A 25,840-nucleotide genomic window follows, 5' to 3' on the forward strand; every position below is an offset into this window, starting at 1 on the left:
CGACGCCGAGTTAGCTGGAGCTGTGGATGATCTCGCCCGCCGCACGTTGATCGATGATCTGGAAGCGATCCTCCGCGGGGACGGCATAGGTTTCCACCAGGAGCGGGATACGCTGGCCACCGCTGCCCGCCCCTCCGGTCACGAACGCGGGTCCTTCAGGATGGGCTTGGTGAGTGGGAGGTCGATCGTGCAGCGCAGGCCGTCGGGCCGAAGGTCGTAGGTCGTCCGGGCCCGCAACGTGTAGGGCAGCGACTTCTCGATGAGCCTGCGGCCATAGCCGCCACCCTGCGTCACCGCTTCCCCGCCCTCCATCTCGATCGCGATACCGCTCTCGATCCATTCCAGAAACAGCCGCCGTTCCTCGTTCTCGGCCCGGCTCGTCGTCCAATGGACGAGAAGGTTGCCCCCTTCCCCCGCCAGCGCCCCGTATTTGCAGGCATTGGTGACGAGTTCGTGCAAGGCCAGCGCCAAGGTCTGAACGATGGATTTGCGCAAGGGCACCTCGGGGCCATCGAGCCAGACCTTTCCGCTCAAACGGTCGGCGCCGTGCGCCGCAAATTCGGTGTCCAGAATTTTGCGGACGGTGACGCGTTCGTCGCCGGCCTGCGACAGGAGCCCCTGCACGCGCGACAGCGCTTCCATGCGATCGGCGAAAGCCGCCCGGAAGGCTTCGGTCGGCCCGGTCTCGGCCATGGTCTGACGCGCGATGGAACTGACCACGGCGATGAGATTGCGCGTGCGGTGCTGAAGCTCGGCAACCATGATGCCCTGGGCTTCCTGCATCTGCCGAAGGTCGTCGATATCGGTGGACGTGCCGAGCCATTCCACGATTCGGCCATTGCCGTCTTCCCGCACCGGAAGCGCACGGGTTTGAAACCAGCGATAGGCATCTGTCTCGGCGTGCCGGACACGATATTCGACATCCAGGCGATCTTGCCCCCGCTCGGCTTGCCGCCATGCGTCCATCGCGTGCTCGCGATCACCCGGATGCAGCGCGTTCAACCAGCCCCGACCGTTGCTGGCTTCGCGCGACAAGCCCGTGAACGCGCTCCATTGCGTGCTGGACCATGTCCAATGACCGCAATCCACGCTGCGCCACACGAGTTGCGCCATGCCCTCGACCAGCGTTTCCAACTGCTGGCGGCTTTCGCGGATGATCCGGTTTGCTTCCTTTTCGCGCGTCACATCTCGGCCGACGCCGCCGATCGCGGTGATCCGCCCTTCGGCATCGCGGATCGGGAAATCCGTGTCGCGCAGCCAGCGGATCGCGCCGTCGCTCGGTCTGCGGATGCGGTACTCGAAGGCGACGCTCTCACCTCGAAGCACCCGCTGGACCAGCGCGACCGCGTTCTCGCGATCCTCCGCGACGATGAGATCGACCCAGTTGCTGAAGTCGTTGCCGATGAGCGCTTCTTCGCGCGGCAGACCGTAGATCGTCTCGAAAGCCGGCGTCAGATATGTCCAGCCGAGCGTATCGGCATCGCGAATCCATAAGACGTCCGTCGAGGCGTCGCCGAACCCGCGAAGGCGTTCCCGGCTCGCGGTGAGCGTCCGTTCCGCCGCCTCGTCCCGAAGGCGAAGCACCTCCACCTGCGCGGCTTTCCAGTCGGTGATGTCCTTTGTCGTGGTGGCCACGCCGTCGTTCAGCTTGATGACCGACTGGTAGAACCATCCGTCGAATTGCTCATGGGCATAGTGGCGTTCGGCCTGCTCGGGCACGCCGGTTTCCGTCACCTTCTTGAAGGCGTCGAAGATGCCCTCAACGACGACGCCGGGGTTTCGGGTCAACAGGCTTTCGCCGCGCACTTCTCCGTACCGGCTTTCCGAGGTGTGATTGTTCAGCACCCAGCGAAAATCGGCGATCTCGCCCGCCTCGTCCCGAATCGCCTCGAACACCTGGATCATGTCTGTGGAAGCATCCAGGGTTGCCTGGAGAAGGTCACGGCTGGCCTTCAAATCGGCCGTCGCCTCCTCGACGCGCCGTTCGAGCTCGGTGCGATACGTCTCCTCGCTCGCCCTGAGCTTGGCTTCGGTCACTCTGCGGGCGTGGATGTCGATGTTCATCCCGGCCCATTTCTCGATATTGCCTGCCGCATCGAGCACGGGAGCGGCGCGGACATTGGTCCAGCGCCATCCGCCATCGGGGGCGCGGAGGCGAAACTCGGCATCGACAAACTTTCGGGCCGCGATCGCTTCCCGCCAGTGTTGCTCGGCATGGGCGCGATCGTCGGGATGGATCGCGTTCAGCCATCCGTAACCACGCCATTCTTCCAGGCTTTGGCCGGTATAGGCACGCCAACTCGGGCTGTCCGCGCTGACGACGCCGTGGGGATCGCTTTCCCACACCGCCTGCGCCCAACTTCCGATCAAGAGGCGGTGCCGCGCCTCGCTTTCGCGCAAGGCGGCCTCAGCTTGTTCGCCTCGGACCCTTGCCGTTGCATCGACGGGGACATTGAGAAGGCCCGCGATCTCTCCCGCCTCGCCCTGCACCGAAGAATAAGAAAAGGTCCACCACGTGTCTTCCGGGTAGCCGCGCCGCGTCATCAAAAGTGGCATGGCCTCAAAGCGCACCGTTTCACCGGCGAAGACGCGGTCCACCAACGGTTCGATCTCATCCCAGACGTCGAACCAAACGTCGCGGAAGGACATCCCGAGCGCGTCCGGATGCCGGTCCACCAGCATCGGAGCATAGGCGTCGTTGTAAAGGACGGTTCGCTCGGACCCCCAGGCGATCTGCATCGCATGCCCGCAAGCCAGCATCAGGTCGATGGTGGCTTTCAGGCTCTGCGGCCAAATCTCGATCGGCCCGAGCGGTGTCGTGGCCCAGTCGTGCGCGCGAATGCGGGCGGCCATTTCGCCATTGCCCTGCGGCCATGCGGATGCTTGATCGTCGGGCACGACACCTCCGGTTTCCGGGCGATCATGCACAAAGCGTGGAAGCACGCGTCCGCGATCTCGTCAGCCGGCATAGGAAGAAATCTTCCGCCTCGTCGCACCCGCCGAATCACCACGACACGACCGGCAAACCGCGCCGGCAGAATGTGCCGGCGCCGCCGCCAGGGCGTGAAGTCTCAGCCCGACAGGACTTCCTTTTCCGCCACGGTGGAGTCGCCGTTGAGGCGGTAGATGATCGGCACGCCGGTCGCGAGTTCCTGGGCGACGATCTCTTCCGGCGACAGGCCGTCGAGGGCCATGATCAGGGCGCGGAGCGAGTTGCCGTGCGCGGCGATGATGACGTTGTCGCCCGACAGGACCTTGGGCTGGATGTGGTGGATGTAATAAGGCCAAACGCGCGCGCCCGTATCCCGCAAGCTCTCGCCGCCGGGGGGTGCGATGTCGTAGGAGCGGCGCCAGACATGCACCTGATCCTCGCCCCACTTGGCGCGGGCGTCGTCCTTGTTGAGGCCGGTGAGGTCGCCGTAATCGCGCTCGTTCAAGGCGATGTTGCGGGTGGTCGGCACCTGCGGCTGGCCGAGTTCGTCGAGGATGATGCGCAAGGTCCGCTGCGCGCGCGACAACTCGCTGGTGAAGGCTGAGCCGAAATGGAGGCCGTATTCCTTGAGCCGCTTGCCGGCGAGCGTCGCTTCATCGACGCCCTTGTCCGAAAGGTCCGGGTCCTTCCAGCCGGTGAAGAGGTTCTTCAGGTTCCAGTCGCTTTGTCCGTGGCGGACGAGGACGAGGGTACGGGTCATGCAACAAACCTCCCGGTATGGGCGTGGAAACGATCCGGCGCCCGTTCTAGCGGCCTGCGGTGCCAGAGGCCAGATGGCTCAAAGCCCGAGGACGTCGCGCATGGAATAAAGCTTCGGGGGCTGGTTCTTCGCCCAAAGGGCGGCCGTCAGCGCGCCCCGGGCGAAGACCGAACGGTCCTCGGCGCGGTGGCTGAGTTCGATGCGCTCGCCTTCGCCTGCCAGGATCACCTGATGGTCGCCCACCACCGAACCGCCGCGCAGCGTCGCAAAACCGATCGCGCCTTCGGGACGCGGCCCCGTATGGCCGTCGCGCACGCGCACCGAGGCCTGTCCCAAGCCGACGCCCCGACCATCGGCGGCGGCGTGCCCGAGAAGGAGGGCGGTGCCGGAAGGCGCGTCCACCTTGTGGCGATGGTGCATTTCGAGGATCTCGATGTCGAAGGCATGCGCCGGCAGGGCGCGGGCGGCCTGCTCCACCAGAAGCGCCAAGAGATTGACGCCGAGGCTCATATTGCCGGACTTCACGATCCGCGCGCCCTTTTCCGCTGCTGATGCGATCGCCGTCTCGTCCTCAGCCGAAAAGCCCGTCGTGCCGATCACGTGGACGAGGCCTCGCGCGGCGGCGAGGTCTGCAAGGCGGCGGCTCGTTTCCGGGGTCGAGAAGTCGATCAGCCCTTCCGCGCCATCCAGCGCTTCTTCCGGGTCGGCGGTGAGCGCGACGCCGAGCGGACCGACGTTTGCCAAATCGCCGGCATCGCGGCCGATGGCATCCGCCCCTGCCCGGTCGAGCGCGGCATGAAGCTGGAGACCCGGATGCTCGGCAATGAGCCGGACGAGGGTGCGGCCCATGCGGCCGGCGGCTCCGACGACGACGAGGCGCATGGATCGCTCCCTATTTCACGATACCGGCGGCGAGCGCCAAGGCGGCAGCTCCCGCCGGGCGGGACTGAAGGTTGTGGAAGCGCGAATAAACGCTTTCCGTTTGGCCCATCAACTCGCCATGCGTGCCGCGCTCCACGATCTCGCCGCCGTCCACCACGAGGATCTGGTCGGCATTGACGATGGTGGACAGGCGGTGGGCGACGACGATCACGGTGCGGTTCTTCATCGCCTGATCGAGCGCTTCCTGAACGAGGATCTCGGAGCGCGTGTCGAGCGCCGAGGTCGCTTCGTCCAGAAGGAGGATCGGCGCGTCGCGCACGAGGGCTCTCGCGATCGACAGGCGCTGGCGCTGGCCGCCGGACAAGGTCATGCCATGCTCGCCGAGCGGCGTGTCGAAGCCCTGCGGCTGAAGCTCGATGAATTCCAGCGCCTGCGCCATGCGCGCCGCTTCTTCCACCTCGGCGTCCGTGGCGTCGGGCCGCCCGAAGCGGATGTTGTCGCGGATCGTGCCCTCGAACATGTAGGGCTGCTGCGAAACATAGGCGATCTGGCGGCGAAGCGAGGCCTTGGTCACCTCGCGGATGTCCTGCCCGTCCACCAGGATGCGCCCGCCACCGACGTCGTAGAGGCGCTGGATCAGGGCGATCACGGTGGACTTGCCGCCGCCGGACGCGCCGATAAGCGCAGTCGTCTGGCCGGCGGGGGCCGTGAAGCTTAAGGATTTCAGCACCGGCTCGCCCGGATGATAGCCGAACGTCACGGCGTCGAAGGCGATCTCGCCCTCCGCGATCGCGAGGTCCGGCGCGCCGGGCGGATCGGACTGGCGGGGTTCGAGGTCCAGCACCTCGTAGATCATCTGCGCGTTGACGAGCGCGCGCTCCAACTGCACCTGAAGCTTAGCGAGGCGGCGGGCCGGGTCGTAGGCGAGAAGCAGCGCGGTGATGAAGGCGAACATCGATCCCGGCGAATAACCGTAGGCGATGGCGCGATAGCCCGAATAGCCGATGACGGCGGCGATCGCGAGGCCGGCGACGGTTTCCGTCACCGGGCCGGAGCGCTCGGTGATGCGCGCGATGCGGTTGGAGCGCTGCTCGGCCGCGAGAATCAGTTCCTCGATCCGCCGGCGCAGCACCTCCTCCATGGTGAAGGCCTTCACCACCGTGATGCCCTGCGCCGCTTCCTGCATGGAAGCCAGAACGCGCGCGTTGAGGTCGATGGACTGGCGCGTGGCGACGCGCAGCTTGCGGGCCAGACTCGAAATCATGATCGCGACCGGCGGGCCGGCGAGCAGCGCGATGCCCGACAAAAGCGGGTCCTGCCAGATCATCACGCCCACAAGAAAGACGAGCGACAGGAAATCGCGCGCAATGGAAGTGACGGTGAGGTTCAACGTGTCGCGGATGCCCGACACGTTCTGGTTGATGCGCGCGGCCAGATGCGCCGAGCGGTTCTCGGAAAAGAAGTCGACGGACAACTCGGTCAGATGGCGAAACAGCCGGCGCTGGTAGCGCGCCACGATGTTGTTGCCGATCTTCGACAGGATCACGCCCTGCCAATAGCTGGCGAGACCGCGAATGAAGAAGGTGATGAATACCGCGAGCGGCAGCGTCACCAGAAGCGTGCGGTCCTGCGATACGAAGATACCGTCGATGACGTCCCGCATCACCCAGGCGAGAAAGGCCGTGGTGGCCGAGACCGCGACGAGGCAGGCGATGGCGATCGCGTATTGGCTTAAATATTCGCGCCCGTTTTCCGCCACGACGCGCTTCAGGAGGCGGAGCACCAGCCCGCGCTCCCCCCGGTCGGCGAGGGAAAGGGTGCGCTTGTTCTTCTTCACGCCCATCGTTGTCCCGAAGACCGCCTGTCGGCGGCCCTCAGGCCACCCACCGCCGGCCGGCCGTTTCGATGCCGAAGAAGCGCGGCGTGCGGGCGAAGGTGGCAAGGCCCGCCAGCGCCGCCAGGGGCTCGGTGATCAGGAAGACCGCCATGTCCGCCAGAAGGTGGCGATGGGGCGCCTTGTCCTCGAAGGCCTCGCGGAAGCGCTTCGGATCGAGAAGCGGCAGCAGATGCTGGATGATGCCACCGCCGACATAAACGCCGCCGCGCGCCATGAAGATGAGCGCCAGATCGCCCGCGACGCGCCCGAGATAGGTGCAGAAGAGATCGACGGCCTCGCTCGCCAGCGCATCGTTCTTGGCGAGGGCAGCGGCGGTGATGGCGGCGGCTTCCCCGTGAACGGGCTCGGTGCCGTCCGTCCTGCAGAGCGCCTCGTAGAGGTTGACGAGGCCGCGACCCGACAGGACCTCCTCAGCCGAAACGCGGTTCTCGATGGTCTTCAGATGCGGCCAAAGGGCGTAGTCGCGCGCCGTGCGGGGCCCGAGGTCGATATGACCGCCCTCGCCCGCCACCGGAATCCACATGCGCCGCGCCCGCACCAGACCGGCGACGCCGAGGCCCGTGCCGGGTCCCAGAACCACGCGGCTCGCGCCCTCGTGCGGCAGCCCGCCGCCGATCTTGCGCCGCCCGGTTTCGGGCAGGGCGGAAACAGCAAGAGCCTGCGCCTCGAAATCGTTCAACACGATGATTTCGCCGAGTTCGAGGCTCTTCATCATGTCGCGCGGGCGCACCACCCAGGGACAGTTGGTGAGTTCGATCGCCTCACCGTCGATGGGGCCGGCAACGGCGAGAACCGCCGCTTTCGGCTGAAGCGAGGTCTTGTCGAGAACCGCAGCCTGGATGGCTTCCTCGATCGTCGGGTAATCGGCGGTGCGCACCGTCGGGAAGCTTTTGGGCTCGGCGAAAGCGTCCACCAGAATGGCGAAACGCGCGTTGGTGCCGCCGATATCGCCGATCAGGATCGGGAACTTGAAGGCTTGGTCGCTCGCGGAAGTGGTCGCCATGAAAGCCGCCTCGTCGCCGGCAAGCCGGCCTCCTCAAAATGCATCCCGGCTATAAAGCGGGCCTGCAAGGAAAGCAAAGTGCTCCTTAATCCAAAGGCCGGGAACCGGGCATCGGAATGCCGGCCTTCGGGCGCGGGAAACCCGAAACACTGGGCTCGGGCTGGAGAGCGGTCGCGGCGGGAGGCGGCGCGACCTGTCTCGGCGGCGCTTCTTCGCGGGCGACGGCAGGCGCGGCGCTGCCCGCGGCGGAAGCAGCCGCCAGAACCGTCCGGCAGGCGTTCGGCAAGGCGGCGAGCGTCATCGGGGGCTTGGGCTTCCACGGCTTGGCGCCGGGCTTCGGCGGCGGCGGCGGGCGCAAGGCCACGTTGAACCAGTAGTCGAGTTCCTTGCCGCAACCATCGCCCGAGCCGGTTTCCGCCTGCCCATCGCAGTTCGGCGAGCCCGGCTGGCAGAACAAGCGGATGTGGAAATGCTGGTCGTGGCCGTAGAAGGGCCGCACCTTGTTCAGCCAATCGCGGTCGCCCCGCACGCTCTGGCAGAGTTTGCGCTTGATGCCGGGATTGACGAAGATGCGCTGCACCTTCGGGTCCTCCGCCGCATCTTTGAGGATCTGGGCATAGACCGGCGACCAGCGCGCCTCGTCCACCGTGAAGGTGCCCTTCTTCAGGAGCGACGGCCCCTGGAACGGCTGGCGCTCAGTCATGGTGAGACGGCGCTTGGGCATCGGCGTGAACCAGATGTCGGCGTCGAGCCCGATCTGGTGCGAAGCGTGGCCCGACGCCATCGGCCCGCCGCGCGGCTGCGAGATGTCGCCGACGAGAAGCCCGGTCCAGCCTTCCGAAGCCGCCGTCTTGGAGAAGCGCTCCAGGAAATCGATCATCACCGGATGGCCCCAGCGGCGATTGCGGCCGGGATTGACGACCTGCCAGTTCGGTCCTTCGAGCGGAAGGCCGATGCCGCCCGAAAGGCAGCCCTTCGCATAAAAGCCGATGGATTGCGTGGCCGTGCCGGAAGGCCGGTCCACCGCGCCGAAAAGCTGCTTGGCGGGCGCTTCCTGCGCCCCTGCCGGCCCGGCGGCGAGCGCCGCGAGCCCGGCCAAGGCCAGAAGCCGCCCCAAGCGTTTTGCCAAGGCCGTCATGCAGCCACCCCTCGAATGCCCCATGCTGAGAGCCGATGCGCCCAGCATGGGACCTTTTCATGACGCGGGGCTTGCCCCGGCCTGACGCGAAGCTTCAGGCGCCGACCAAGCTTCAGGCGCTCACGAGATGCGGACGCATCTTCTGCTTGTTCACCAGCCGGTCGTAGACGTTGAGATAGTTGCGCGCCATGGTTCGGGAGGTGAAGCGCTCCTCGAAGTTCCGGCGAACCTTCTCGCGCGACAGTGTACCGAGGTCGCGCACCTTGGCGGCCGCGCTGGTCTCGTCCTCCACCACAAAGCCGGTCACGCCGTCATCCACGATCTCCGGCACGGAGCCCCGGTTGAACGCGATCACGGGCGTGCCGCAGGCCATGGCCTCGATCATCACGAGGCCGAAGGGCTCCGGCCAGTCGATCGGCACGAGAAGGCCGGCCGCCCCGCCGAGGAACTCCGACTTCTGCGCGTCGCTGATCTCGCCGATGAACTCAACATGCGCCGCATCCAGAAGCGGCTTGATCTCCTCCTCGTAGTAGTCCCGGTCGGCGGCATCGACCTTGGCTGCGATCTTCAGCTTCATGCCGCTCATCTGCGCGATGCGAATGGCGCGGTCGACCCGCTTTTCCGGCGCGATACGGCCGATAAAGGCCAGATAATCGCGCTTGGCCTCCACGGGGTTCCGCAGATCAACGGGCAGGCCGTGATGCACGGTGTCGATCCAGTTGGCGTCCGGCACCGGCCGTCGCTACGCGTCCGAAATCGACACGACATGCGGCTCGTCGAAGGTCGCGAAGGTCGGCTGGTGCTCCGGCAGATCGAGACGCCCGTGCAGCGTCGTCACGAAGGGCGTCGACTGCCGCTGAAACAAGGAGAACGGATAATAGTCGAGATGAAAATGCAGGAGATCGAACTCGTGCGCCCGGCGAAACACCTGTTCCAGCATCGTCATGTGGAGGGCGTTGGCATCGCGCACCGTGCCATCCAGACGAAGAGCGCGCGGCCAAACCGCTTCTAGATTGGCGGAGGTCACGGAGTCGCCGCTGGCGAAAAGGGTGACCTCATGGTCCTGCGCGACCAGTTCCTCCGTGAGCCAGGACACGACCCGTTCCGTGCCGCCGTAAAGCGTCGGCGGAATGGCTTCGGTGAGGGGAGCGATCTGTGCGATTCTCATTCGCAGCTATCATCCTTTCGAGAGGGTGGTAGGCGCTTCAAGCGCAAGCGTTCGAACGCTCACGAACTGATCAACAGAATGTGTTCGCAGTGTGCGGTTGCGAAGGTCATTTTGCAGCGCACCCATTCTCGCCAAGGTTGCCACCCATCTTCCCCATCTTCCGGAACGAACCAGCGCTACGGAGGACAACTCATTGTCGCGTAACGACATTTCACTTTACGCAGATCGGCCGGTCGGTTTCCTTCTTTGTTACGCGCGCCGCCGACCCGTGGCCCATGCGGTGATCGTCGCCGCGGTCCTTAGCGCCGTCGCCTTCTCGATCAGCACCCAATATGGCGTGAAGTTTTTGGTGGATGCCCTGTCCGCACCGGCGGGAACGGGAGCGGGCCCCTGGGTCGCCTTCGCGCTCCTCGTGTTCTTCATCGCCGCCGATAATTTCCTGTGGCGGATCGCGACATGGGTCGCCAGCCACGCTTTCGTGGGCGTCACTGGGGACCTGCGCTCCGATCTTTTCCGCCACCTCACCGGCCATGCGCCGAGCTATTTCACGGAGCGCCTGCCCGGCGTTCTGACGAGCCGCGTCACCGCGACTTCCAACGCGGTGTTCCAGATCGAGAACATGGTGTCCTGGAACGTCCTGCCGCCGATCGCGGCGACCGTCGGCGCGATCCTGTTCCTTGGCGCCGTCAGCGTGCCCATGGCTGCGACGCTGGTGGTGGTCGCTGGGCTCGTAATGCTGCTGATGTTCCGCATGGCGGCGGCCGGCCGCCCGCTCCACCATGAATTCGCGGCGCGCGCGGCGGCGGTCGACGGCGAGATGGTCGATATCATCGGCAACATGCCCCTGGTAAAGGCCTTCGGCGGCATCGTGCGCGAACACGGCCGCTTCGACGCCAAGGTGGTGGAAGAGATGGGCGCGCGCCGCTCCAGCCTTCTTTACCTCGAACGGCTGCGGCTCACCCATGCGGTGATCGTCGTCGTGATGACGATCGCGCTTCTCGCCTGGTCCATCTCGCTTTGGCAGAAGGGGCAGGCGACGCCGGGCGACGTGGTGCTCGTCACGACGCTCGGCATCTCGATCCTCAGCGCCACGCGCGACCTCGCCGTCGCTCTCGTGGACGTCACGCAGCATATGGCCCGCTTGTCGGAGGCGCTGCAAACGCTCCTCTCGCCACATGAGATGCGCGACCATCCGGAAGCCTCGGCGCTCAAACCGGAAGGCGCGCGCGTCACCTTCGACGAGGTTTCCTTCGCCTACAAGGACGGACGCCGGGTGTTCGACCGCTTCAATCTGGAGATCGAGCCCGGCCAGCGCGTCGGCATCGTCGGGGAGTCGGGCGGCGGCAAGTCGACGCTCGTCGCCCTTCTCCAGCGTTTCCACGACCTCGAAACCGGCCATATCGCCATCGACGGCCACGACATCGTCAAGGCGACGGAAGACAGCCTGCGCCGCGCGATCACCGTCGTGCCGCAGGACACCGCGCTTCTCAACCGCACGCTGATGGAGAACATCCGCTACGGCCGGCCCGACGCCACGGAGGACGAAATCCGCTTCGCCCTCGCAGCCGCCCGTTGCGAGGATTTCGTGGACGGGCTTCCCGAGGGGCTCCAGACCCTGGTCGGCGACCGGGGCACCAAGCTTTCGGGCGGCCAGCGCCAGCGCATCGCCATAGCCCGCGCCTTTTTGAAGGACGCGCCGATCCTGGTGCTGGACGAAGCGACCTCGGCGCTGGACACGCAGTCGGAGGAAGCGATCCGCGAGGCTCTGGAGCGGCTGATGGCGGGGGGCACGGTGATCGCCATCGCGCATCGCCTGTCGACCTTACGCAACTACGACCGTATCCTCGTTCTCAGCCATGGACGGCTCGCGCAGGACGGCCCGCCCGACGTGCTTCTTCAGGAGGAAGGCCCTTATCGCGACCTCGTGAACCGCGAACTCGGACGGCTCGGCGAACCGGTGGCCGTCCGGGCCGCCTGATGACGGCTCTTATTCTGCGATGGGCTCCATTCCGCTTTTCGCGATGGCCGGTGCGGCCTCGCGCGAGGCGAGATAGGTGATGAGTTCCTTGCCCGCCTCAGCGTCCTTCGCGCCCTGGACGAGGCCGGCGGAAAAGATCGTCACCTTCTGCACGTCGTCCGGCAACGTTCCGACGAAATCGAGCCCCTCGATCGGCAGAAGCTCGGAAACCTGCTGGAAGCCGAGTTCGGCGTCGCCCCGCGCCACCACCGTGCCGACACGCTCGGAAACCACGCGCTTGGCTTTCGGCTCGATGGCCTCCCAAACGCCAAGGCGCGGAAACAGGGTTTCGGACAGATAGGTGCCGCTGGCGCTTGCCGAATAGGCGATGGACTTGGCATCGAGAAGCGTCTTCTTCAGCGCTTCCGTCGTGGAGATATCGGGCTTGGGAGTGCCCTTGGCGACCGACAGGCCGATGGGGGACCTTGCCAGATCGACACGGCTTCCCGGCACGACCTTGCCGGCCGCGATCAGCTTGTCCATCGCGTCCGACGCCATGATGACGACGTCGCCCGGCTCGCCTCTATCCAGCCGGCTCGGGATGGAATCCGTCGCGCCGCCCTGCGAAGCGCCGTAAGCGCTCTTCACGCTATGGCCGCTCGCCTTCTCGAAGCCGGGCACGAGTTCCTTGTAGGCGGCCGTCAGCCCGCCCGACGCCATCACGTCGACCTCGGCCGCGAGGCTCGCGCCGGATACGGCCAGAAGGGCGGCGACGGCCACGAGGCCGCCGCGAGCGCGCTTGAAGATATTCGTCATCATTGATTCCTCCCATTCCAACGCCCGAAAGCGCTGGACGGGAAGAATAGCGCGGCAGAGCCGAACGGGGACGCGAGCCCTTTTTAGCCGCGCCGCGATCAGCTTCGAAGCGTGCCACCCGTGGCCTTGGACACGGCGGCGACGATGCGGCCCGTGACGATCTCCAGCTCTTCCTCGCTGAAGGTCGCTTCGCTCGGGCGAAGGGTCGCCTCGATCGCCACGGATTTCCGGCCCGCGCCGATCGCCTCGCCTCGGAAAACGTCGAAGACGCGCGCTTCCGCCACGACCTTCTTGTCCGCGCCTTCCACCGCGCGCAGCACCTTCAGGGCATCGACTCCTTCTTCCACCACGAAGGCGAAGTCGCGCCGCACCGGCTGGAAGGGCGACAGCGTCAGCACCGGCTTGGTGCGCGTCGCTTTGCGCTTAGGCTCGGGGATCTCAGTGAGGAACACTTCGAAGCCGCAGAAGGCGCCCGTCGCGTCGAGCTTCTTCAGGACGCTCGGATGGAATTCGCCGAACTCGGCCAGCACCACTTTGGGCCCGAGCTTGATGCGGCCCGAACGGCCGGGATGGTACCAGGGGCTCGCGCCCGCTTCCACAATGGCGTTCGCCACCGGCGCGCCGGCGGCTTCCAGCGCCGCGAGGGCATCGGCCTTGGCGTCGTAGACGGATACGGCCGGCGCGTTGCCCGACCAGAAGCGCCCGGCCCCGGCAAGGGTCGCCGTGCCCCGGCGGACGCCGCCCGCGACGCGCTTCTGCCCGTTCGGCTCGTCCGACTGGTAGACCGAGGACACCTCGAACAGGGCCGCATCATTGATCCCGCGCGCGGCATTGCGCGTCGCGGCCTCGATGAGGCCTGGCAGAAGCGACGGGCGCATGTCGGACAGATCGGCCGAGATCGGGTTCACCAGCCGAAGCGCCTCCGATCCGCCGCCGAAGGCTTCCGCCGCCTTGCGCGACACGAAGGAATAGCTCACAGCCTCCGCCATGCCGCGCGAGGCAAGCGCCCGGCGCGCGGCGCGCTCGCGGTTCTGCATGACGGTCAGGATACGGTGGCCGACGCCGTCCTTGGGCGGCAGGGGCTGGGGCGCGATGTTGTCGACGCCGACAAGCCGCATGACCTCTTCCACCAGATCGGCCTTGCCCTCGATGTCCGGCCGCCAGGAAGGAGCCACGACTTCGGCCGCATATTCCCCGATCTCCAGCGTGAAGCCGAGGCGTTCCAGATAGGCGATCTGGTTGCTCCCATCGACGGCCAGCCCCGTCAGCCGCTCGACCTCGGTGAAGGGGAAGTCGATCTTGCTTGGCTTCTGGGCGCGTTCGGCCACGACGGTCGCGCCCGTCGGGCTGCCGCCGCAAAGCTCGACGATCATGCGGGTCGCAAGATCGAGGCCGGGATGCATGAAGGCGGGATCGACGCCGCGCTCGAAGCGATAACGGGCATCCGAGCGGATGCCGAGCGCCCGGCCGGTGCGGGCGATGGCGAGCGGTTCCCAAAGAGCGGATTCGACCAGAACGTCCACCGTCGTCTCGTCGCAGCCCGAATGCTCGCCGCCCATGATGCCGGCGATGGATTCGACGCCCTTGTCGTCGGCGATGACGCAAGCGCCTTCCGGCAAGGCGTAGGTCTTGCCGTCGAGCGCCAGGATCTCCTCGCCGGTCCGCGCGCCGCGCACGACGAGCCGGCCCGCCACCTTCGCGGCGTCGAAGACGTGGAGCGGGCGGCCGCGATCGAAGGTCAGGTAGTTGGTGACGTCCACGAGCGCGTTGATCGGGCGAAGGCCGATCGCCTTCAGCCGCTTCTGCAGCCATTGCGGCGACGGCCCGTTCTTGACACCGCGGACGAGACGCAGCGCGAAGCCGTGGCAGACATCGCTCGTCACCTCTACCGCGACCGGGCATTCGCCCTCGCCCGCGACAGACTCGATCGGCGACGCCCTGAGGGTGCCGAGGCCGGACGCGGCGAGATCGCGCGCGATGCCATGGATGCTGGTGGCGTCCGGGCGGTTCGGCGTGAGGTTGATCTCGATCACCGGATCGCCGAGGCCGGCATAATCGGCGAAGGCGGTGCCGACGGGCGCGTTTTCCGGCAGATCGATGATGCCGTTATGCTCGTCGGAGAGCTCCAGCTCGCGCTCCGAGCACATCATGCCGTTGGATTCGACGCCGCGAATCTTGCCGACGCCGAGCGTCGTGTCGAGGCCGGGAACATAGGTGCCGGGCAGCGCCAGGACGCCGATGAGGCCTTGCCGCGCATTCGGCGCACCGCAAACGACCTGGAGCGGCTTGCCGCCGTTGACCTCCGGCCCCGCATCCACGGACAGAACGCGCAACTTGTCGGCGTCGGGATGCTTTTCGGCGGACAGAACGCGCGCGATGCGGAAAGGGCGCATGGCCGCGCCGTCGTCCACCTGCTCGACTTCGAGGCCGATCGCGGTGAGGCGCTCGACGATCTCGGCGAGGCTCGCCTGCGTTTCGAGATGGTCCTTCAGCCAGGACAGGGTGAACTTCATGTTGAAAGACCTTCGGCCGCGCCCCGGACAACAGGCGCCTTCCCCAGTTTGGGAACGCTCTTAAAAGCCGAACCGGCCGAAGGGAAGGCCTGCCGTCGTCAACGTAGGCCGTCGCGCCCTTCCCCGCCGCTCGCGACCTCGCTTGCCGCCTGCCGCACGGCGGAATTCGCCAGAACGAAGCGATAGGTCAGAAGCGCCACGAGCGAGAAGCCGGTGTAAAGCAGGAACACCGTCGGGGCGGTCAGCGGCACGTCGTAGGAGAACATCACGATCACCGCCGGCAGGAGGATGCCCGTGAAGAAGGACGCGAGCGCCGCCGGGGTTTGCGGCAGGTAGTGATACCAGACCGCGAAGATCGCGACCGTGATGATGGCGAGCGCGAAGCGGCCGAGCGAAACGGTCAAGGCGATGAAGTCGCCATCGGCGAACAGCCAGTGAAGGAGATTGACGAAAAGAAGCCCGATCACGGCACCGCAAAGAACGGCGATGGTTTCCATCAAGACAAGGCGGGCGGACATGCAAACTCCTCGGACCGGTCGTGAAGGAAACGAGGGCGCTGCCCGCGGATATCAAGATGCCGGACGGGTGCTCCCGCCGTGTCTCGTGCCACCATCGGCTTCCGTCTCCAGCGCGAAGCGTTCGGTGATGGTGGATCGAGGCTCGGGCCGACTGAACAGGTAGCCTTGGACCTGTTCGATCCCTTCCATCCTCGCGACCGCGAGCTGTTCGGGCGTTTCCACCCCTTCCACGAGGGTGGTGATGCCGAGACTGACGCCGAGCCCCGCCACGGCCCGGATGATGGCGAGCGCGTCCGGGCTCGTTTCGGCATCCTTCATGAAGGAGCGATCGATCTTGATCTTGTCGATCGGGAAACGGCGGAGATAGCTCAGCGAGGAATAGCCCGTGCCGAAATCGTCCATGGCGAAACGGATACCGGCATCGCGCAACACCGTGATGTTGCGCAGGGTCGTTTCGCAATCGTCGAGAAGCGCGCTTTCGGTGAGCTCGATTTCCAGCCGCCCGGCCGGCAGCCCGCCCTCGCTCAGGGCTTCCAAGACCATGTCGGTGAAAGCGCTCTGGCGCATCTGGATGCCGGACACGTTCACGGCGACGGTGACGTGCTCGGGCCACCCGGCGGCGTCGCGGCAGGCCTGTCGCATCACCCATTGCCCCAAAGGCACGATCAGCCCGATCTCCTCGGCCACCGGAATGAAGGTCGCCGGCGGCACGATACCCTTTTCAGGATGGCGCCAGCGCAGAAGCGCCTCCACGCCGACCGTGCGATGGGCGTCGATTTCGACGAGCGGCTGATAATGAAGCTCGAACTGCGCTTTCTCCAACGCGGCGTGGAGATCGGCCTCGAGAAGCCGGCGCATCCGCGCCGTTTCGGCCATGTCGGGATCGAAGACGCAAACCATCCCCCGTCCGGCTTCCTTGGCATGCCGGAGGGCGAGATCGGCGTCCCGAAGCAGTTCCTCCGCATCCTCGTCGCCATTTCCATCGATCGCGACGCCGATACTGACGCCCACCTCGATCCGGCCGCTCGAAAGGCGATAGGGCAACGACAAACGGCTTCTCAGGTCTTCCGCCGCCCGCAAGGCGCTCGCCTTGTTCGAAACGATCGCGGCGACGGCGAATTCGTCGCCGCCGAGGCGACCGATCATCGCGTGTCCGTCGATCGTTTGACGGATACGCTCCGCCATGGCCCGAAGCAGTTCGTCGCCGATGTCGTGGCCATAGGTGTCGTTCACGAACTTGAAGCGGTCGAGATCGAGATAGCTGATGGCGAACATGCTGCCTTCCGCCCGCGCCCTCGCCAGGGTGTCGATGCATTCGGCCCGCAGCGTGCGCGCGTTGGGGAGATCGGTCAGGCCGTCATGGCGCGCCAGATGGCGGATACGAGCCTCGCTCCGCTTCTGCTCCGTGATGTCCTCGAAGGTCGAGACCCAGCCGCCGCCTTCCATGGTCCGGTAGAGAACCGAGATCACCCGGCCGTCGGCAAGTTCGCGCAGCACCGGCAGGCCGTTATCGCTTTGAAGCGCGAGCCGCGTATCCTCCGCGATGTTCTCCAGCCTCAGCGTGCCGTGATAGGTCCCGCGCTCGATCAAAAGGGCGCAGATCTCGTTCTGCTTCATCCCAAGCGCGATTGTGCCGGGGGGCAGCCGGAAAAGGTCGTGATAGCGCTTGTTGCAGACGACGAGACGGGACTGCTCGTCGAACATGCAAAGGCCCTGGCTCATGTTCTCAAGCGCAGCCTCGAACCGACGCAGTTGTTCGGTCAGCGTCGCATCGGCCAGCGCGGGCTCGAGGCGTGCCGCATCCGCGGTCGAGAAAGCCGACTGACGCTCGGCCGGCGAAGACGTCGCCTTCCGCTCCGAGCGGTGTTCGTCAATGCAGTCCATCCGCATCGTCCCGTCGATTGACCATTCAGCCACCCGCGCTGCGGGTAGCCGACCAACGATTACGGGCCACACGTTTAAAGTGCAGTGAACCCGACGCGTTGGGACTCGCCGGGATTTTCGCTATTCCTCGAGAGGGTTACGGCTTCCTTTAGGTGTCTATTATATCGGCAACCTGCTCGGTCGACGGGCAGCGAAAGTTGCTCCATCGCACCCGAAGAACGTCGACTCGGCCTTAGGAACTCAAGCCGCCGAACAGCGTCGGCATGTCGAGCGGGCGGAAACCGTAATGCTCGATCCAGCGCAGGTCCGCTTCGAAGAAGTCGCGCAGGTCCGGCATGCCGTATTTCAGCATGGCGATGCGGTCGATGCCCATGCCCCAGGCGAAACCCTGATACTCGTCCGGATCGAGGCCGACGCCGCGAAGGACGTTCGGGTGCACCATGCCGCAGCCGAGGATCTCCATCCAGTCCGTGCCCTCGCCGAAGCGCACTTCCGCGCCGGAGCGGTCGCACTGGATGTCGACCTCCATCGAGGGCTCGGTGAAGGGGAAGAAGCTCGGCCGGAAGCGCATGTTGACGTTCGAGACCTCGAAGAAGGCCTTGCAGAACTCCGTCAGCACCCACTTCATGTTGGCGACCGTCGCCGTCTTGTCGATCACGAGCCCTTCCACCTGATGGAACATCGGCGTGTGGGTCGCATCCGAATCCTGCCGGTAGGTCTTGCCGGGGATGACGATGCGGATCGGCGGCTTCTGCGCTTCCATGGTGCGGATCTGCACGGGCGAGGTGTGGGTGCGCAGAACCTTGCGCTCGCCGGCTGCATTCGACGGCAGGAAGAAGGTGTCGTGCATCTCGCGCGCCGGGTGACCTTCGGGGAAGTTCAGCGCGGTGAAATTGTAGCGGTCGGTCTCGATGTCCGGCCCTTCGGCGACGGAAAAGCCCATATCGGCGAAGATCGCGGTGATCTCGTCGATGACCTGGCTGATCGGATGGATGCGCCCGCGCGCCGCCGGGTTCGGCCGGACAGGCAGCGTGACGTCGAGGCGCTCGGCCTCCAAGCGCTGGGTGATGGCCGCTTCGGTCAGCGCTTCGCGGCGGTGGCTGAGCGCTTCCGACACCCGGTCGCGCAATCCGTTCAGCTTCGGCCCGACCTCGCGCCGCTCGTCCGGCGTCATCCGGCCGAGCCCTTTCAAAAGCTCGGAAATCTCGCCCTTCTTGCCGAGCGCCGCCAGCCTGACGGCCTCCAGGGCCGCTTCGTCCCCGGCACCCGCGATGGCGGCATCAAAGCGCGCTTCAAGCCCTTGCAGATCGGTCACGAGGGTCGGTCTCCATGCGAAATCAAGTGGCGGCATCCCTATCCGCCTGGGAGCGGCAAGGAAAGCCCGCCCGCGAAAAGCCAAAAGGCCCGCACGGCGTTTCGCCGGCGGGCCTTTAGATGAATGCGGTGAATAAGCGGGAAGCCTTAGGCCGCCTGCTTCTCGCCGACGGCCCGCTCGTAGGAGTTGGGGGCCTGCTCCTTCAGATAGTCCAGCGCCTTCTTGGCGGCTTCGACCAGGGCCGTGAAGGCCTCCGGCTCGTGGATCGCGATGTCGGACAGGACCTTGCGATCGACCTCGATGCCGCTCTTGGCGAGACCATCGATGAAGCGCGCATAGGTCAGGCCGTGCTCGCGCACGCCGGCATTGATGCGCTGGATCCAGAGAGCGCGGAAGTTGCGCTTCTTCACGCGGCGATCGCGCGTCGCGTACTGCTTCGAACGGTCGACGGCGGCCTTGGCGGCGCGGATGGTGTTCTTGCGACGGCCCCGGAAGCCCTTGGCCTGCTCGAGAACCTTCTTGTGCTTGGCGTGCGCGGTGACGCCTCTTTTGACACGTGCCATGATCGGTGCTCCTAGATTTCTATAACGCCCGACCGATCAACGGTTGTAGGGCATGTAGACCTTGACGATCTTCTCATCCGCCTTCGACAGCAGCATGGTGCCGCGCGAGTCGCGAATGAAGTCGTTGGAGCGCTTGATCATGCCGTGACGCTTGCCGGCGGCACCGGCCTTCACGTGACCGTTGGCCGTGAAGCGGAACCGCTTCTTGGCGGCCGCCTTCGTCTTCATCTTGGGCATTTTGCTCTCCTCGGAACAGGAAGCCGCGTCGAGCCCCCTGCCCTTTCGAGCGAGAAGCCTTCCCGATGGCGATGAAACCGTTGGGAGACACGCGGACAGCGTTAGGAGCCGGCCCGGCATGCCCTGCCGGCCGGCTCGTTGAACGGACCGGCTCTTAGCGAAAACCTTGTCCGTTGGCAAGCGCCGGAGCGCTTGTCAGTGACGGGGCGCCAGCACCATCATCATCTGGCGACCTTCGAGCTTGGGCTCGGCCTCGACCTTGGAAAGCTCGGCCGTTTCCTCGCGCACACGGTTGAGGAGTTCCATGCCGAGTTCCTGGTGAGCCATCTCGCGCCCACGGAACCGGAGCGTCACCTTGACCTTGTCGCCTTCCTCGAAGAAGCGGCGGACCGCCTTCATCTTGGTCTCGTAATCATGATCGTCGATGTTCGGACGCATCTTGATTTCCTTGACCTCGATGACCTTCTGGCGCTTGCGCTGTTCCGAGGCCTTCTTCTGGCCCTCGTATTTCAGCTTGCCGAGGTCGAGGATCTTGCACACGGGCGGATTGGCGTTCGGCACGATCTCGACGAGATCGAGTCCGGCCTCCTCGGCCATCGCGAGCGCGTCGGCGGTCGCGGTCTGCCCCCGGTTCTGACCCTCGGCATCGATGAGCTGCACGAAGGGGATACGGATTTCTCGGTTGGAGCGCGGCCCTTCCTTCTGGACGGGGGGTGCGCGGAACGGTCTGCGAATGGTCGTTCTCTCCGGTTGTTGAGACGTCAGAAATTGAAACTCGTGGAAGCGGGGTTTCGGTTCCCGCATCCTCTCGCCCCGCGACGAGGCGGGGCATTTCGAGACGGACGAGGCAAGGGAATACGCCCGCGTTCAAATGCAATATAGCATGGGCGAGCGGAGAATTCATCTTCGACGCGCCGATATCCGTCATTTTCCATGGAGCGCGCTTCTTGGCGACAGAGAATCTTCCTTCCCCGCCGGACTTCGTGACGGTCAATGGCGGCACCGAAAACCCGCGCCGCCTCGCCGTACGCGCCTTTCCCGGCGCCGCGCCGACGCTCGTATGGCTCGGCGGCTACCGTTCCGACATGCTGGGCACCAAGGCCGAGCGCTTGTCGGCGCTGGCGTCCCGCGAAGGTCTCGGCTTCTGCCGCTTCGATTATTCCGGCCACGGCGAATCGGAAGGACGCTTCGCCGACGGCACGATCTCGCGCTGGCGCGACGACGCGCTCGCCGTGATCGATGCGAAAACGCAAGGCCCCTTGATCCTCGTCGGCTCGTCCATGGGCGCCTGGATCGCACTTCTTCTCGCCCGCCGAAACGAAGGGGTGAGGCTTCTGGCAGGCCGCGTGAAAGGCCTTCTCCTTCTCGCCCCCGCGCCCGACTTCACGCAAAGACTGCTCCTGCCGGCGATGACGGAGGAACAACGCAGCGACCTCGAAACGAAGGGCTTCTGCACCGAACCGTCGGACTATTCACCCGAGCCGAACATCTACACGCGCGCGCTGATCGAGGACGGCGCGGCGAACGGGGTGATGACGGGTCCGATCGCGACCGACTGCCCGATCCGCATCATCCAGGGCATGGCCGACCCCGACGTTCCCTTCGGCCACGCGCTGGACCTCGTTTCGCATCTCCCGACCGATGCGGTCACGGTGACGCTGGTGCCCGGCGGCGACCATCGACTGTCGCGCGAGGCCGACCTTCTTCTGATGGAACAGGCCGCGATGGACCTGGCGCGAATGTCCTCCGCGTCCTGAATGCGTTTGGTTCCGTCGCCCGAGAAATTTTCCCGGCATATCATCCGGCTGTTGCAGAACCGTCACGGTCCTATCGACGAGGGCGAGCAAATAACTGGAATTACTTGCCTTTCACCCCCGCGCAACGACCGTCAACGGAACGCCGAACGACGGCCAGCTTGTTTTTTCTTGAACGGAGCTTGCCGGAATCCGGCCTCGCTCTACCGGCAGCCCATGTCGGGGCGTTGACAGCCTCCCGCATTGCACTCACCATCGACCCATCATCCGACAACCATCGCCCCCACGGCGATCACGGGACACTGGAATGGGCCGCGCGTTTCGCGCCGCACTGGCGCTCTTTCTTTGCCTGCACGCAGCCGCGGCCTTCGCCGGCGGCCCGCAGAACCGCACCATGCCGGTCGGCTCGGCGACCACGACGCCGATCGGCTGGATCATGTTCTGCCGCGAAAACGCCCCCGACTGCCGCCCGATCCTCAGCGAAGGCCTTGCCCCCCGCCAGGCGAGCGAGGCGTTGCTGGCCGAGATCGACGCCTTGAACCGCCGGATCAATACCCAAGTGCGCCCCGTCACCGACCGCGTGCTCTACGGCGTCGAGGAGCGCTGGACCTATCCCGACGAGAACAAGGGCGACTGCGAGGATTTCGCCCTCGAAAAACGCCGCGAACTCCATGCGGCAGGCATCCCCGTCGCCGATCTCCTGATGACGGTGGTGAGAAAGCGCGACGGCGAGGGCCATGCCGTCCTGACGGTGCGCACCGACGAGGGCGACTACGTCCTTGACAATCTCGACCCCCGCATGAAGCGCTGGGACGAAACGAACTACACCTTCGTGAAACGCCAAAGCTCGGCCGACCCGAATGTCTGGCTCACCATCGTCAACGACGCCGATGTCGCGGTAGGTGCGTTGAAGCGGTAGCAAACCGGGATGAGCGTGGCGGGTGGGCGGCTATCGGCCCGTTGTGATCATTCGACCAGTCGTTTCCGGCATCTTCGAAGCGGTCAGCCATGCCATCGCGGGCTCCCTCGACCGTCCTGCAACCCTTCTGACCGCAGCAACCCCTCGACCTCGCCCAGCACAAAGGCTCCGAAGCTGGGAGCGACATGTTCCTGCCCAAAGGCCGTGCCGCTAATTTGTATCTCGTAGACCGGTGCTTCGCCCTCATCGTCCGGTGCCGAGCAGTCCAGAACAAAAAAGGGACCGTAGCCGGACTGGTTGATGTGAACCATGGCTGGCGAGATCGCCCCGCTCGCCCGATCGCTCTCGGTCGCGAAGACGACGTTGGGTATGCCAACGGCATCATGTCCGCCTGGGACCAAGCCATAGAACTCCATGCCCTCGAACCGTAAGGAGCCAAAGTCGAGCAGCATGGCTCGGTAGGAGGGTGGAAGGCGGACGCCGAGCCGAGTCTCCAAGCGAGCGACGTCGCTCTCGTCGTAGGTCCCAAGTCCCTTTGGTTGAAGACCGTTCTCACGGAGACGTTGAAGGGCCACGGCAAACGCCCGTCCGCCTTCTGTCATCGCGCTTCCTCCAGGCTCTCGTGGTCAGCGACTGGAAGCTTGATTAAAACCAGCCTCCGAAGCTGCCAGATCGATTTTCACCCCGAAACGCCCCTCCCCGCCGCAGAAATCCCTACCGCTCTTCGCCCTCGTCCGAACTCAGCGCGTCATGATCCCGGCCGGGGATGACGTAGGAGCCCGTCAGCCAGCGGTTGAGGTCGACCGACTTGCAGCGCGGCGAGCAGAAGGGGTAGGTCGCGCGGTCGGACGGGCGGCCGCATTCCGGGCAGCCGCGCTTGGGGCGTAGCGGCGTGACCTTGGCGCTCCCGCTCATATCGCGGCAGGCGCCGGGACCACGTCCTTGTAGCGGCCGTGGATATCGAAGCCCTGGCCGTCGAGCAGCGACACGGTTTCATAAAGAGGCAGGCCGACGACATTGGTGTAGGAGCCGATGAGGCGCACCACGAAGCGCCCGGCCAACCCTTGGATGGCGTAGCCGCCCGCCTTGCCGCGCCATTCGCCGGACGCGACATAGGATTCGATGTCCTCGCGCGACAGGCGTTTGAAACGCACCCGGCTTTCCACGAGGCGGATATGGTGGCGCTCGGAGCCCGGCCCGATCACGCAAACGCCGGTGAAGACGCGGTGCATGCGGCCGGACAGGATGCGAAGATTGGCGACCGCGTCCTCGCGCAGCTCGGCTTTCGGCATGATCTGGCGACCGACGGCGACCACCGTGTCGGCGGCGAGCACGATGCGGTTGCCGAGCTGGTCGCGCTCGGCGAGGATTTCGCGCGCGCGATCGGCCTTCTGCCGGCACAGGCGCTTGGCGAGCGAGCGCGGATGCTCGGAGCGCTCCGGCGTCTCGTCGACATCGGCGGGCAGAAGCTGTTCCGGCTCGATGCCGGATTGTTGCAGGAGTTCGAGCCGGCGCGGCGAAGCGGAGGCGAGAACCAGCCGGGGCGTCGAGGCCATCCCGGAAAACCGTTTACTTGAAGCGGTAGGTGATGCGACCCTTGGTGAGATCGTAGGGCGTCATCTCGACGAGCACCTTATCGCCCGTCAGAACGCGGATGCGGTTCTTGCGCATCCGGCCCGCCGTGTGGGCGATGATCTCGTGGTCGTTCTCGAGCTTGATCCGGAACGTCGCGTTCGGCAAAAGCTCGGTCACGGTGCCCGGAAATTCGAGAACTTCTTCTTTCGGCATCGATGATCCTTCGAGGATACGAACGCCGCTGAAGGGCATCCGCAGTCGCCGCCATGCCGCTGCATGGCCGCTGGAAATGGGATTAAGCGGCTCTCCATCGGCGCTTCGCGACGAAAAAGCAAGGCGGGAAGGCAGAACCTTCCCACTAAATCGGGTGCGAAACCTTGGCTTGCAAGCCTATCCAAGCGATCAGCTCGACAGACGCTCCACCTCGGCACCGCAATTGCCGAGCTTTTCTTCCAGGCGCTCGAAGCCGCGATCGAGATGGTAGACGCGGTTGACGATCGTCTCGCCTTCAGCCGCGAGCCCGGCGATCACGAGCGAAACCGACGCGCGAAGGTCGGTCGCCATCACCGGCGCGCCGGCCAGGCGCGGCACGCCCTCGACGCGCGCCACCTGCCCTGATAGCGAGATGCGGGCACCGAGCCGCACGAGTTCCTGCACGTGCATGAAGCGGTTCTCGAAGATCGTCTCGGTGATGTTCGACACGCCGCTGGAGCGCGTCATCAACGCCATGAACTGCGCCTGGAGATCGGTCGGAAAGCCGGGAAACGGGTCGGTGACGACATCGACGGGCTGGAGCCCGTTGCCGTTGCGCCGGACGTGAATGCCGTTGGCCACGTCCGTCACCTCGGCGCCGGCCGCGCGCAGGGCATCGAGCGCCGATTGGAGAAGATCGCTGCGCGTGCCTTCCAGCGTCACGTCGCCGCCCGTCATGGCCACCGCCATGGCATAGGTGCCCGTTTCGATGCGGTCCGGCAAAACGCGGTGGCGCGCGCCCGACAGCGCCTCGACGCCCTGGATGCGGATGGTGGATGTGCCCGCGCCCTCAATCCGGGCGCCCATCGCGTTGAGGCAGGCGGCAAGATCGGCGACTTCCGGCTCGCGCGCGGCGTTCTCGATCAGGGTCTCGCCCTTGGCGAGCGAGGCGGCCATCATCATCACATGCGTCGCGCCGACGGAGACCTTCGGGAATCGGTAGCGCGCGCCTTTCAAGCCGCCCTTGGCTTCGGCGACGATGTAACCGCTTTCGATGTCGATCGTGGCGCCGAGCGCCTGAAGGCCTTCGATGAAGAGGTCCACCGGCCGCGTGCCGATGGCGCAGCCGCCCGGCAAGGACACGCGCGCCTTATGCATGCGGGCGAGAAGCGGGCCGATCACCCAGAAGCTCGCACGCATCTTGGAGACGAGTTCGTAAGGGGCGGTGGTGTCGATGATGGTGCGCGCGGTGAAATGGATGGTGCGCCCGCTCGCGCCGCTTTGCCCGAGGCGCTTGCCGGACACGGTGTAGTCGACGCCGTGATTGCCGAGAATGCGGATGAGCTGTTCTACGTCCGCCAGATGCGGCACATTTTCCAGCGTCAGCGTGTCGTCGGTGAGAAGCGAGGCGATCATCAGGGGGAGCGCGGCGTTCTTCGCGCCCGAAATCGGGATGGTGCCGGAGAGCGTGTTGCCGCCCCTGATGCGGATGCGATCCATGCGATTCGTCCAATCGGGGCGGCGGCGGCGTGGTGCCGGCGTTCCGCTCGTGTCTTGCCCGCGCGGCGGAGGATGCCGAAGCGCGCGGAGGCGGTGGAAGGGGTCCCCTACACCAGGGCGGGCGGACATTCAAACGCCCGCGACCGCAATGCCTGGACTCAATGCGAGCCGACGAGAACCGTCAGGCCGAAGACGAAAAAGGCGACCAGCGCGATCTTCCAGGCGTCCCCCCGTTTCCTCAGGCCCGGCAGGCCGAGAGGACGGAAGAGATGCAGGAGCATCGCCAGAAGAAGGAGAAGGGAAAGGAGCTTGCCCAT

At 65.7% G+C, this 25,840-nt stretch carries 24 protein-coding genes and 1 pseudogene; 3 read left to right on the forward strand and 22 right to left on the reverse strand.

The window, feature by feature from the left end; translation table 11 throughout:
* Positions 1-10: 10 nt before the first annotated feature.
* From F9929_RS24690 to F9929_RS12490, 8 genes and pseudogenes are all read right to left on the reverse strand, one after another.
* Positions 11-142, reverse strand: coding sequence for a hypothetical protein (locus F9929_RS24690; RefSeq protein WP_268915652.1), 132 nt, complete (start codon positions 140-142; stop codon positions 11-13).
* Positions 139-2,898 carry a PAS domain-containing protein gene (locus tag F9929_RS12460; protein ID WP_152046914.1) on the reverse strand — a complete coding sequence of 920 codons (2,760 nt, stop codon included), beginning with the start codon at positions 2,896-2,898 and terminating at the stop codon, positions 139-141. The genes F9929_RS24690 and F9929_RS12460 overlap by 4 nt, the downstream gene beginning before the upstream one ends.
* 173 nt (positions 2,899-3,071) lie before the next feature.
* Positions 3,072-3,692: a 2,3-bisphosphoglycerate-dependent phosphoglycerate mutase gene (locus F9929_RS12465; RefSeq protein ID WP_152046915.1), complete on the reverse strand. Its 621-nt coding sequence runs from the start codon at positions 3,690-3,692 to the stop codon at positions 3,072-3,074.
* Positions 3,693-3,770: 78 nt separating this feature from the next.
* On the reverse strand, positions 3,771-4,574 hold the full coding sequence (gene dapB / locus F9929_RS12470) for a 4-hydroxy-tetrahydrodipicolinate reductase (protein WP_152046916.1): 804 nt from the start codon (positions 4,572-4,574) through the stop codon (positions 3,771-3,773).
* A gap of 10 nt (positions 4,575-4,584) precedes the next feature.
* Positions 4,585-6,411 carry an ABC transporter ATP-binding protein gene (locus tag F9929_RS12475; protein ID WP_235919244.1) on the reverse strand — a complete coding sequence of 609 codons (1,827 nt, stop codon included), beginning with the start codon at positions 6,409-6,411 and terminating at the stop codon, positions 4,585-4,587.
* Positions 6,412-6,448: 37 nt separating this feature from the next.
* On the reverse strand, positions 6,449-7,474 hold the full coding sequence (locus tag F9929_RS12480; RefSeq protein WP_152046918.1) for a glucokinase: 1,026 nt from the start codon (positions 7,472-7,474) through the stop codon (positions 6,449-6,451).
* 85 nt (positions 7,475-7,559) lie between these two features.
* Entirely contained in the window at positions 7,560-8,660 is a 1,101-nt protein-coding gene (gene mepA / locus F9929_RS12485; RefSeq protein WP_235919246.1) for a penicillin-insensitive murein endopeptidase, read from the reverse strand.
* 64 nt (positions 8,661-8,724) lie between these two features.
* Positions 8,725-9,780: pseudogene (locus F9929_RS12490) on the reverse strand (glycosyltransferase family 4 protein).
* Positions 9,781-9,973: 193 nt separating this feature from the next.
* Between F9929_RS12490 and F9929_RS12495 the strand changes: the two are divergent.
* Positions 9,974-11,758: an ABC transporter ATP-binding protein gene (locus F9929_RS12495; RefSeq protein ID WP_152046920.1), complete on the forward strand. Its 1,785-nt coding sequence runs from the start codon at positions 9,974-9,976 to the stop codon at positions 11,756-11,758.
* A gap of 9 nt (positions 11,759-11,767) precedes the next feature.
* Here F9929_RS12495 and F9929_RS12500 read toward each other — a convergent pair whose 3' ends face one another.
* The 8 genes from F9929_RS12500 to infC all read right to left on the reverse strand — a co-directional run bounded on the left by F9929_RS12500 (position 11,768) and on the right by infC (position 20,318).
* On the reverse strand, positions 11,768-12,553 hold the full coding sequence (locus F9929_RS12500; RefSeq protein ID WP_210251337.1) for a substrate-binding domain-containing protein: 786 nt from the start codon (positions 12,551-12,553) through the stop codon (positions 11,768-11,770).
* Between the two features lie 98 nt (positions 12,554-12,651).
* The gene (gene pheT / locus F9929_RS12505; RefSeq protein WP_152046922.1) at positions 12,652-15,066 is read right to left on the reverse strand and encodes a phenylalanine--tRNA ligase subunit beta; all 2,415 of its coding nucleotides are present in this window, start codon (positions 15,064-15,066) and stop codon (positions 12,652-12,654) included.
* 98 nt (positions 15,067-15,164) lie between these two features.
* Positions 15,165-15,584 (reverse strand): hypothetical protein, encoded by a 420-nt coding sequence (locus tag F9929_RS12510; protein ID WP_152046923.1) that lies wholly within the window; start codon positions 15,582-15,584, stop codon positions 15,165-15,167.
* A 51-nt stretch (positions 15,585-15,635) separates the two neighbouring features.
* The gene (locus tag F9929_RS12515) at positions 15,636-17,468 is read right to left on the reverse strand and encodes a putative bifunctional diguanylate cyclase/phosphodiesterase (RefSeq protein ID WP_235919247.1); all 1,833 of its coding nucleotides are present in this window, start codon (positions 17,466-17,468) and stop codon (positions 15,636-15,638) included.
* 232 nt (positions 17,469-17,700) lie between these two features.
* A complete protein-coding gene (pheS, locus tag F9929_RS12520) occupies positions 17,701-18,783 on the reverse strand; it encodes a phenylalanine--tRNA ligase subunit alpha (RefSeq protein ID WP_152046924.1) in 1,083 nt (360 codons plus the stop codon).
* Positions 18,784-18,929: 146 nt separating this feature from the next.
* Complete coding sequence (gene rplT / locus F9929_RS12525; RefSeq protein WP_152046925.1) at positions 18,930-19,346, reverse strand: 50S ribosomal protein L20; 417 nt, start codon at positions 19,344-19,346, stop codon at positions 18,930-18,932.
* 36 nt (positions 19,347-19,382) lie between these two features.
* A complete protein-coding gene (gene rpmI / locus F9929_RS12530; RefSeq protein ID WP_152046926.1) occupies positions 19,383-19,583 on the reverse strand; it encodes a 50S ribosomal protein L35 in 201 nt (66 codons plus the stop codon).
* 195 nt (positions 19,584-19,778) lie between these two features.
* Entirely contained in the window at positions 19,779-20,318 is a 540-nt protein-coding gene (infC, locus tag F9929_RS12535) for a translation initiation factor IF-3 (protein WP_152047110.1), read from the reverse strand.
* A gap of 212 nt (positions 20,319-20,530) precedes the next feature.
* On the opposite strand from infC, the gene F9929_RS12540 reads away from it, so the two are divergent.
* Complete coding sequence (locus F9929_RS12540) at positions 20,531-21,340, forward strand: alpha/beta hydrolase (RefSeq protein WP_407922230.1); 810 nt, start codon at positions 20,531-20,533, stop codon at positions 21,338-21,340.
* 304 nt (positions 21,341-21,644) lie between these two features.
* Positions 21,645-22,256, forward strand: coding sequence for a transglutaminase-like cysteine peptidase (locus tag F9929_RS12545; protein WP_152046927.1), 612 nt, complete (start codon positions 21,645-21,647; stop codon positions 22,254-22,256).
* A gap of 83 nt (positions 22,257-22,339) precedes the next feature.
* Here F9929_RS12545 and F9929_RS12550 read toward each other — a convergent pair whose 3' ends face one another.
* From F9929_RS12550 to F9929_RS24010, 6 genes are all read right to left on the reverse strand, one after another.
* Entirely contained in the window at positions 22,340-22,858 is a 519-nt protein-coding gene (locus F9929_RS12550) for an SMI1/KNR4 family protein (RefSeq protein WP_152046928.1), read from the reverse strand.
* 112 nt (positions 22,859-22,970) lie between these two features.
* Positions 22,971-23,171 carry a DNA gyrase inhibitor YacG gene (gene yacG, locus F9929_RS12555; RefSeq protein WP_152046929.1) on the reverse strand — a complete coding sequence of 67 codons (201 nt, stop codon included), beginning with the start codon at positions 23,169-23,171 and terminating at the stop codon, positions 22,971-22,973.
* Positions 23,168-23,812, reverse strand: coding sequence for a Maf-like protein (locus F9929_RS12560; protein WP_152046930.1), 645 nt, complete (start codon positions 23,810-23,812; stop codon positions 23,168-23,170). The genes yacG and F9929_RS12560 overlap by 4 nt, the downstream gene beginning before the upstream one ends.
* Positions 23,813-23,825: 13 nt before the next feature.
* Complete coding sequence (infA, locus tag F9929_RS12565; RefSeq protein ID WP_150971899.1) at positions 23,826-24,044, reverse strand: translation initiation factor IF-1; 219 nt, start codon at positions 24,042-24,044, stop codon at positions 23,826-23,828.
* Positions 24,045-24,233: 189 nt separating this feature from the next.
* Positions 24,234-25,523, reverse strand: coding sequence for a UDP-N-acetylglucosamine 1-carboxyvinyltransferase (gene murA, locus F9929_RS12570; RefSeq protein ID WP_152046931.1), 1,290 nt, complete (start codon positions 25,521-25,523; stop codon positions 24,234-24,236).
* 158 nt (positions 25,524-25,681) lie between these two features.
* Positions 25,682-25,840 carry a hypothetical protein gene (locus tag F9929_RS24010; RefSeq protein ID WP_193227738.1) on the reverse strand — a complete coding sequence of 53 codons (159 nt, stop codon included), beginning with the start codon at positions 25,838-25,840 and terminating at the stop codon, positions 25,682-25,684.

The sequence above is a fragment of the Aureimonas psammosilenae genome, assembly GCF_009176975.1.
GTDB classification, from domain to species: Bacteria; Pseudomonadota; Alphaproteobacteria; order Rhizobiales; family Rhizobiaceae; genus Plantimonas; species Plantimonas psammosilenae.

Excerpts from the sequence above, each read along its gene's own strand:
- F9929_RS12465 (WP_152046915.1), bottom strand. The coding sequence starts at position 3,692 with ATGACCCGTACCCTCGTCCTCGTCCGCCACGGACAAAGCGACTGGAAC.
- F9929_RS12510 (WP_152046923.1), bottom strand. The coding sequence starts at position 15,584 with ATGTCCGCCCGCCTTGTCTTGATGGAAACCATCGCCGTTCTTTGCGGT.
- F9929_RS12560 (WP_152046930.1), bottom strand. The coding sequence starts at position 23,812 with ATGGCCTCGACGCCCCGGCTGGTTCTCGCCTCCGCTTCGCCGCGCCGG.
- murA (WP_152046931.1), bottom strand. The coding sequence starts at position 25,523 with ATGGATCGCATCCGCATCAGGGGCGGCAACACGCTCTCCGGCACCATC.
- pheT (WP_152046922.1), bottom strand. The coding sequence starts at position 15,066 with ATGAAGTTCACCCTGTCCTGGCTGAAGGACCATCTCGAAACGCAGGCG.
- F9929_RS12545 (WP_152046927.1), top strand. The coding sequence starts at position 21,645 with ATGGGCCGCGCGTTTCGCGCCGCACTGGCGCTCTTTCTTTGCCTGCAC.
- F9929_RS24010 (WP_193227738.1), bottom strand. The coding sequence starts at position 25,840 with ATGGGCAAGCTCCTTTCCCTTCTCCTTCTTCTGGCGATGCTCCTGCAT.
- dapB (WP_152046916.1), bottom strand. The coding sequence starts at position 4,574 with ATGCGCCTCGTCGTCGTCGGAGCCGCCGGCCGCATGGGCCGCACCCTC.
- F9929_RS12550 (WP_152046928.1), bottom strand. The coding sequence starts at position 22,858 with ATGACAGAAGGCGGACGGGCGTTTGCCGTGGCCCTTCAACGTCTCCGT.
- F9929_RS12515 (WP_235919247.1), bottom strand. The coding sequence starts at position 17,468 with ATGGACTGCATTGACGAACACCGCTCGGAGCGGAAGGCGACGTCTTCG.
- rpmI (WP_152046926.1), bottom strand. The coding sequence starts at position 19,583 with ATGCCCAAGATGAAGACGAAGGCGGCCGCCAAGAAGCGGTTCCGCTTC.
- yacG (WP_152046929.1), bottom strand. The coding sequence starts at position 23,171 with ATGAGCGGGAGCGCCAAGGTCACGCCGCTACGCCCCAAGCGCGGCTGC.
- F9929_RS12500 (WP_210251337.1), bottom strand. The coding sequence starts at position 12,553 with ATGACGAATATCTTCAAGCGCGCTCGCGGCGGCCTCGTGGCCGTCGCC.
- F9929_RS12480 (WP_152046918.1), bottom strand. The coding sequence starts at position 7,474 with ATGGCGACCACTTCCGCGAGCGACCAAGCCTTCAAGTTCCCGATCCTG.
- mepA (WP_235919246.1), bottom strand. The coding sequence starts at position 8,660 with ATGCTGGGCGCATCGGCTCTCAGCATGGGGCATTCGAGGGGTGGCTGC.
- rplT (WP_152046925.1), bottom strand. The coding sequence starts at position 19,346 with ATGGCACGTGTCAAAAGAGGCGTCACCGCGCACGCCAAGCACAAGAAG.
- infA (WP_150971899.1), bottom strand. The coding sequence starts at position 24,044 with ATGCCGAAAGAAGAAGTTCTCGAATTTCCGGGCACCGTGACCGAGCTT.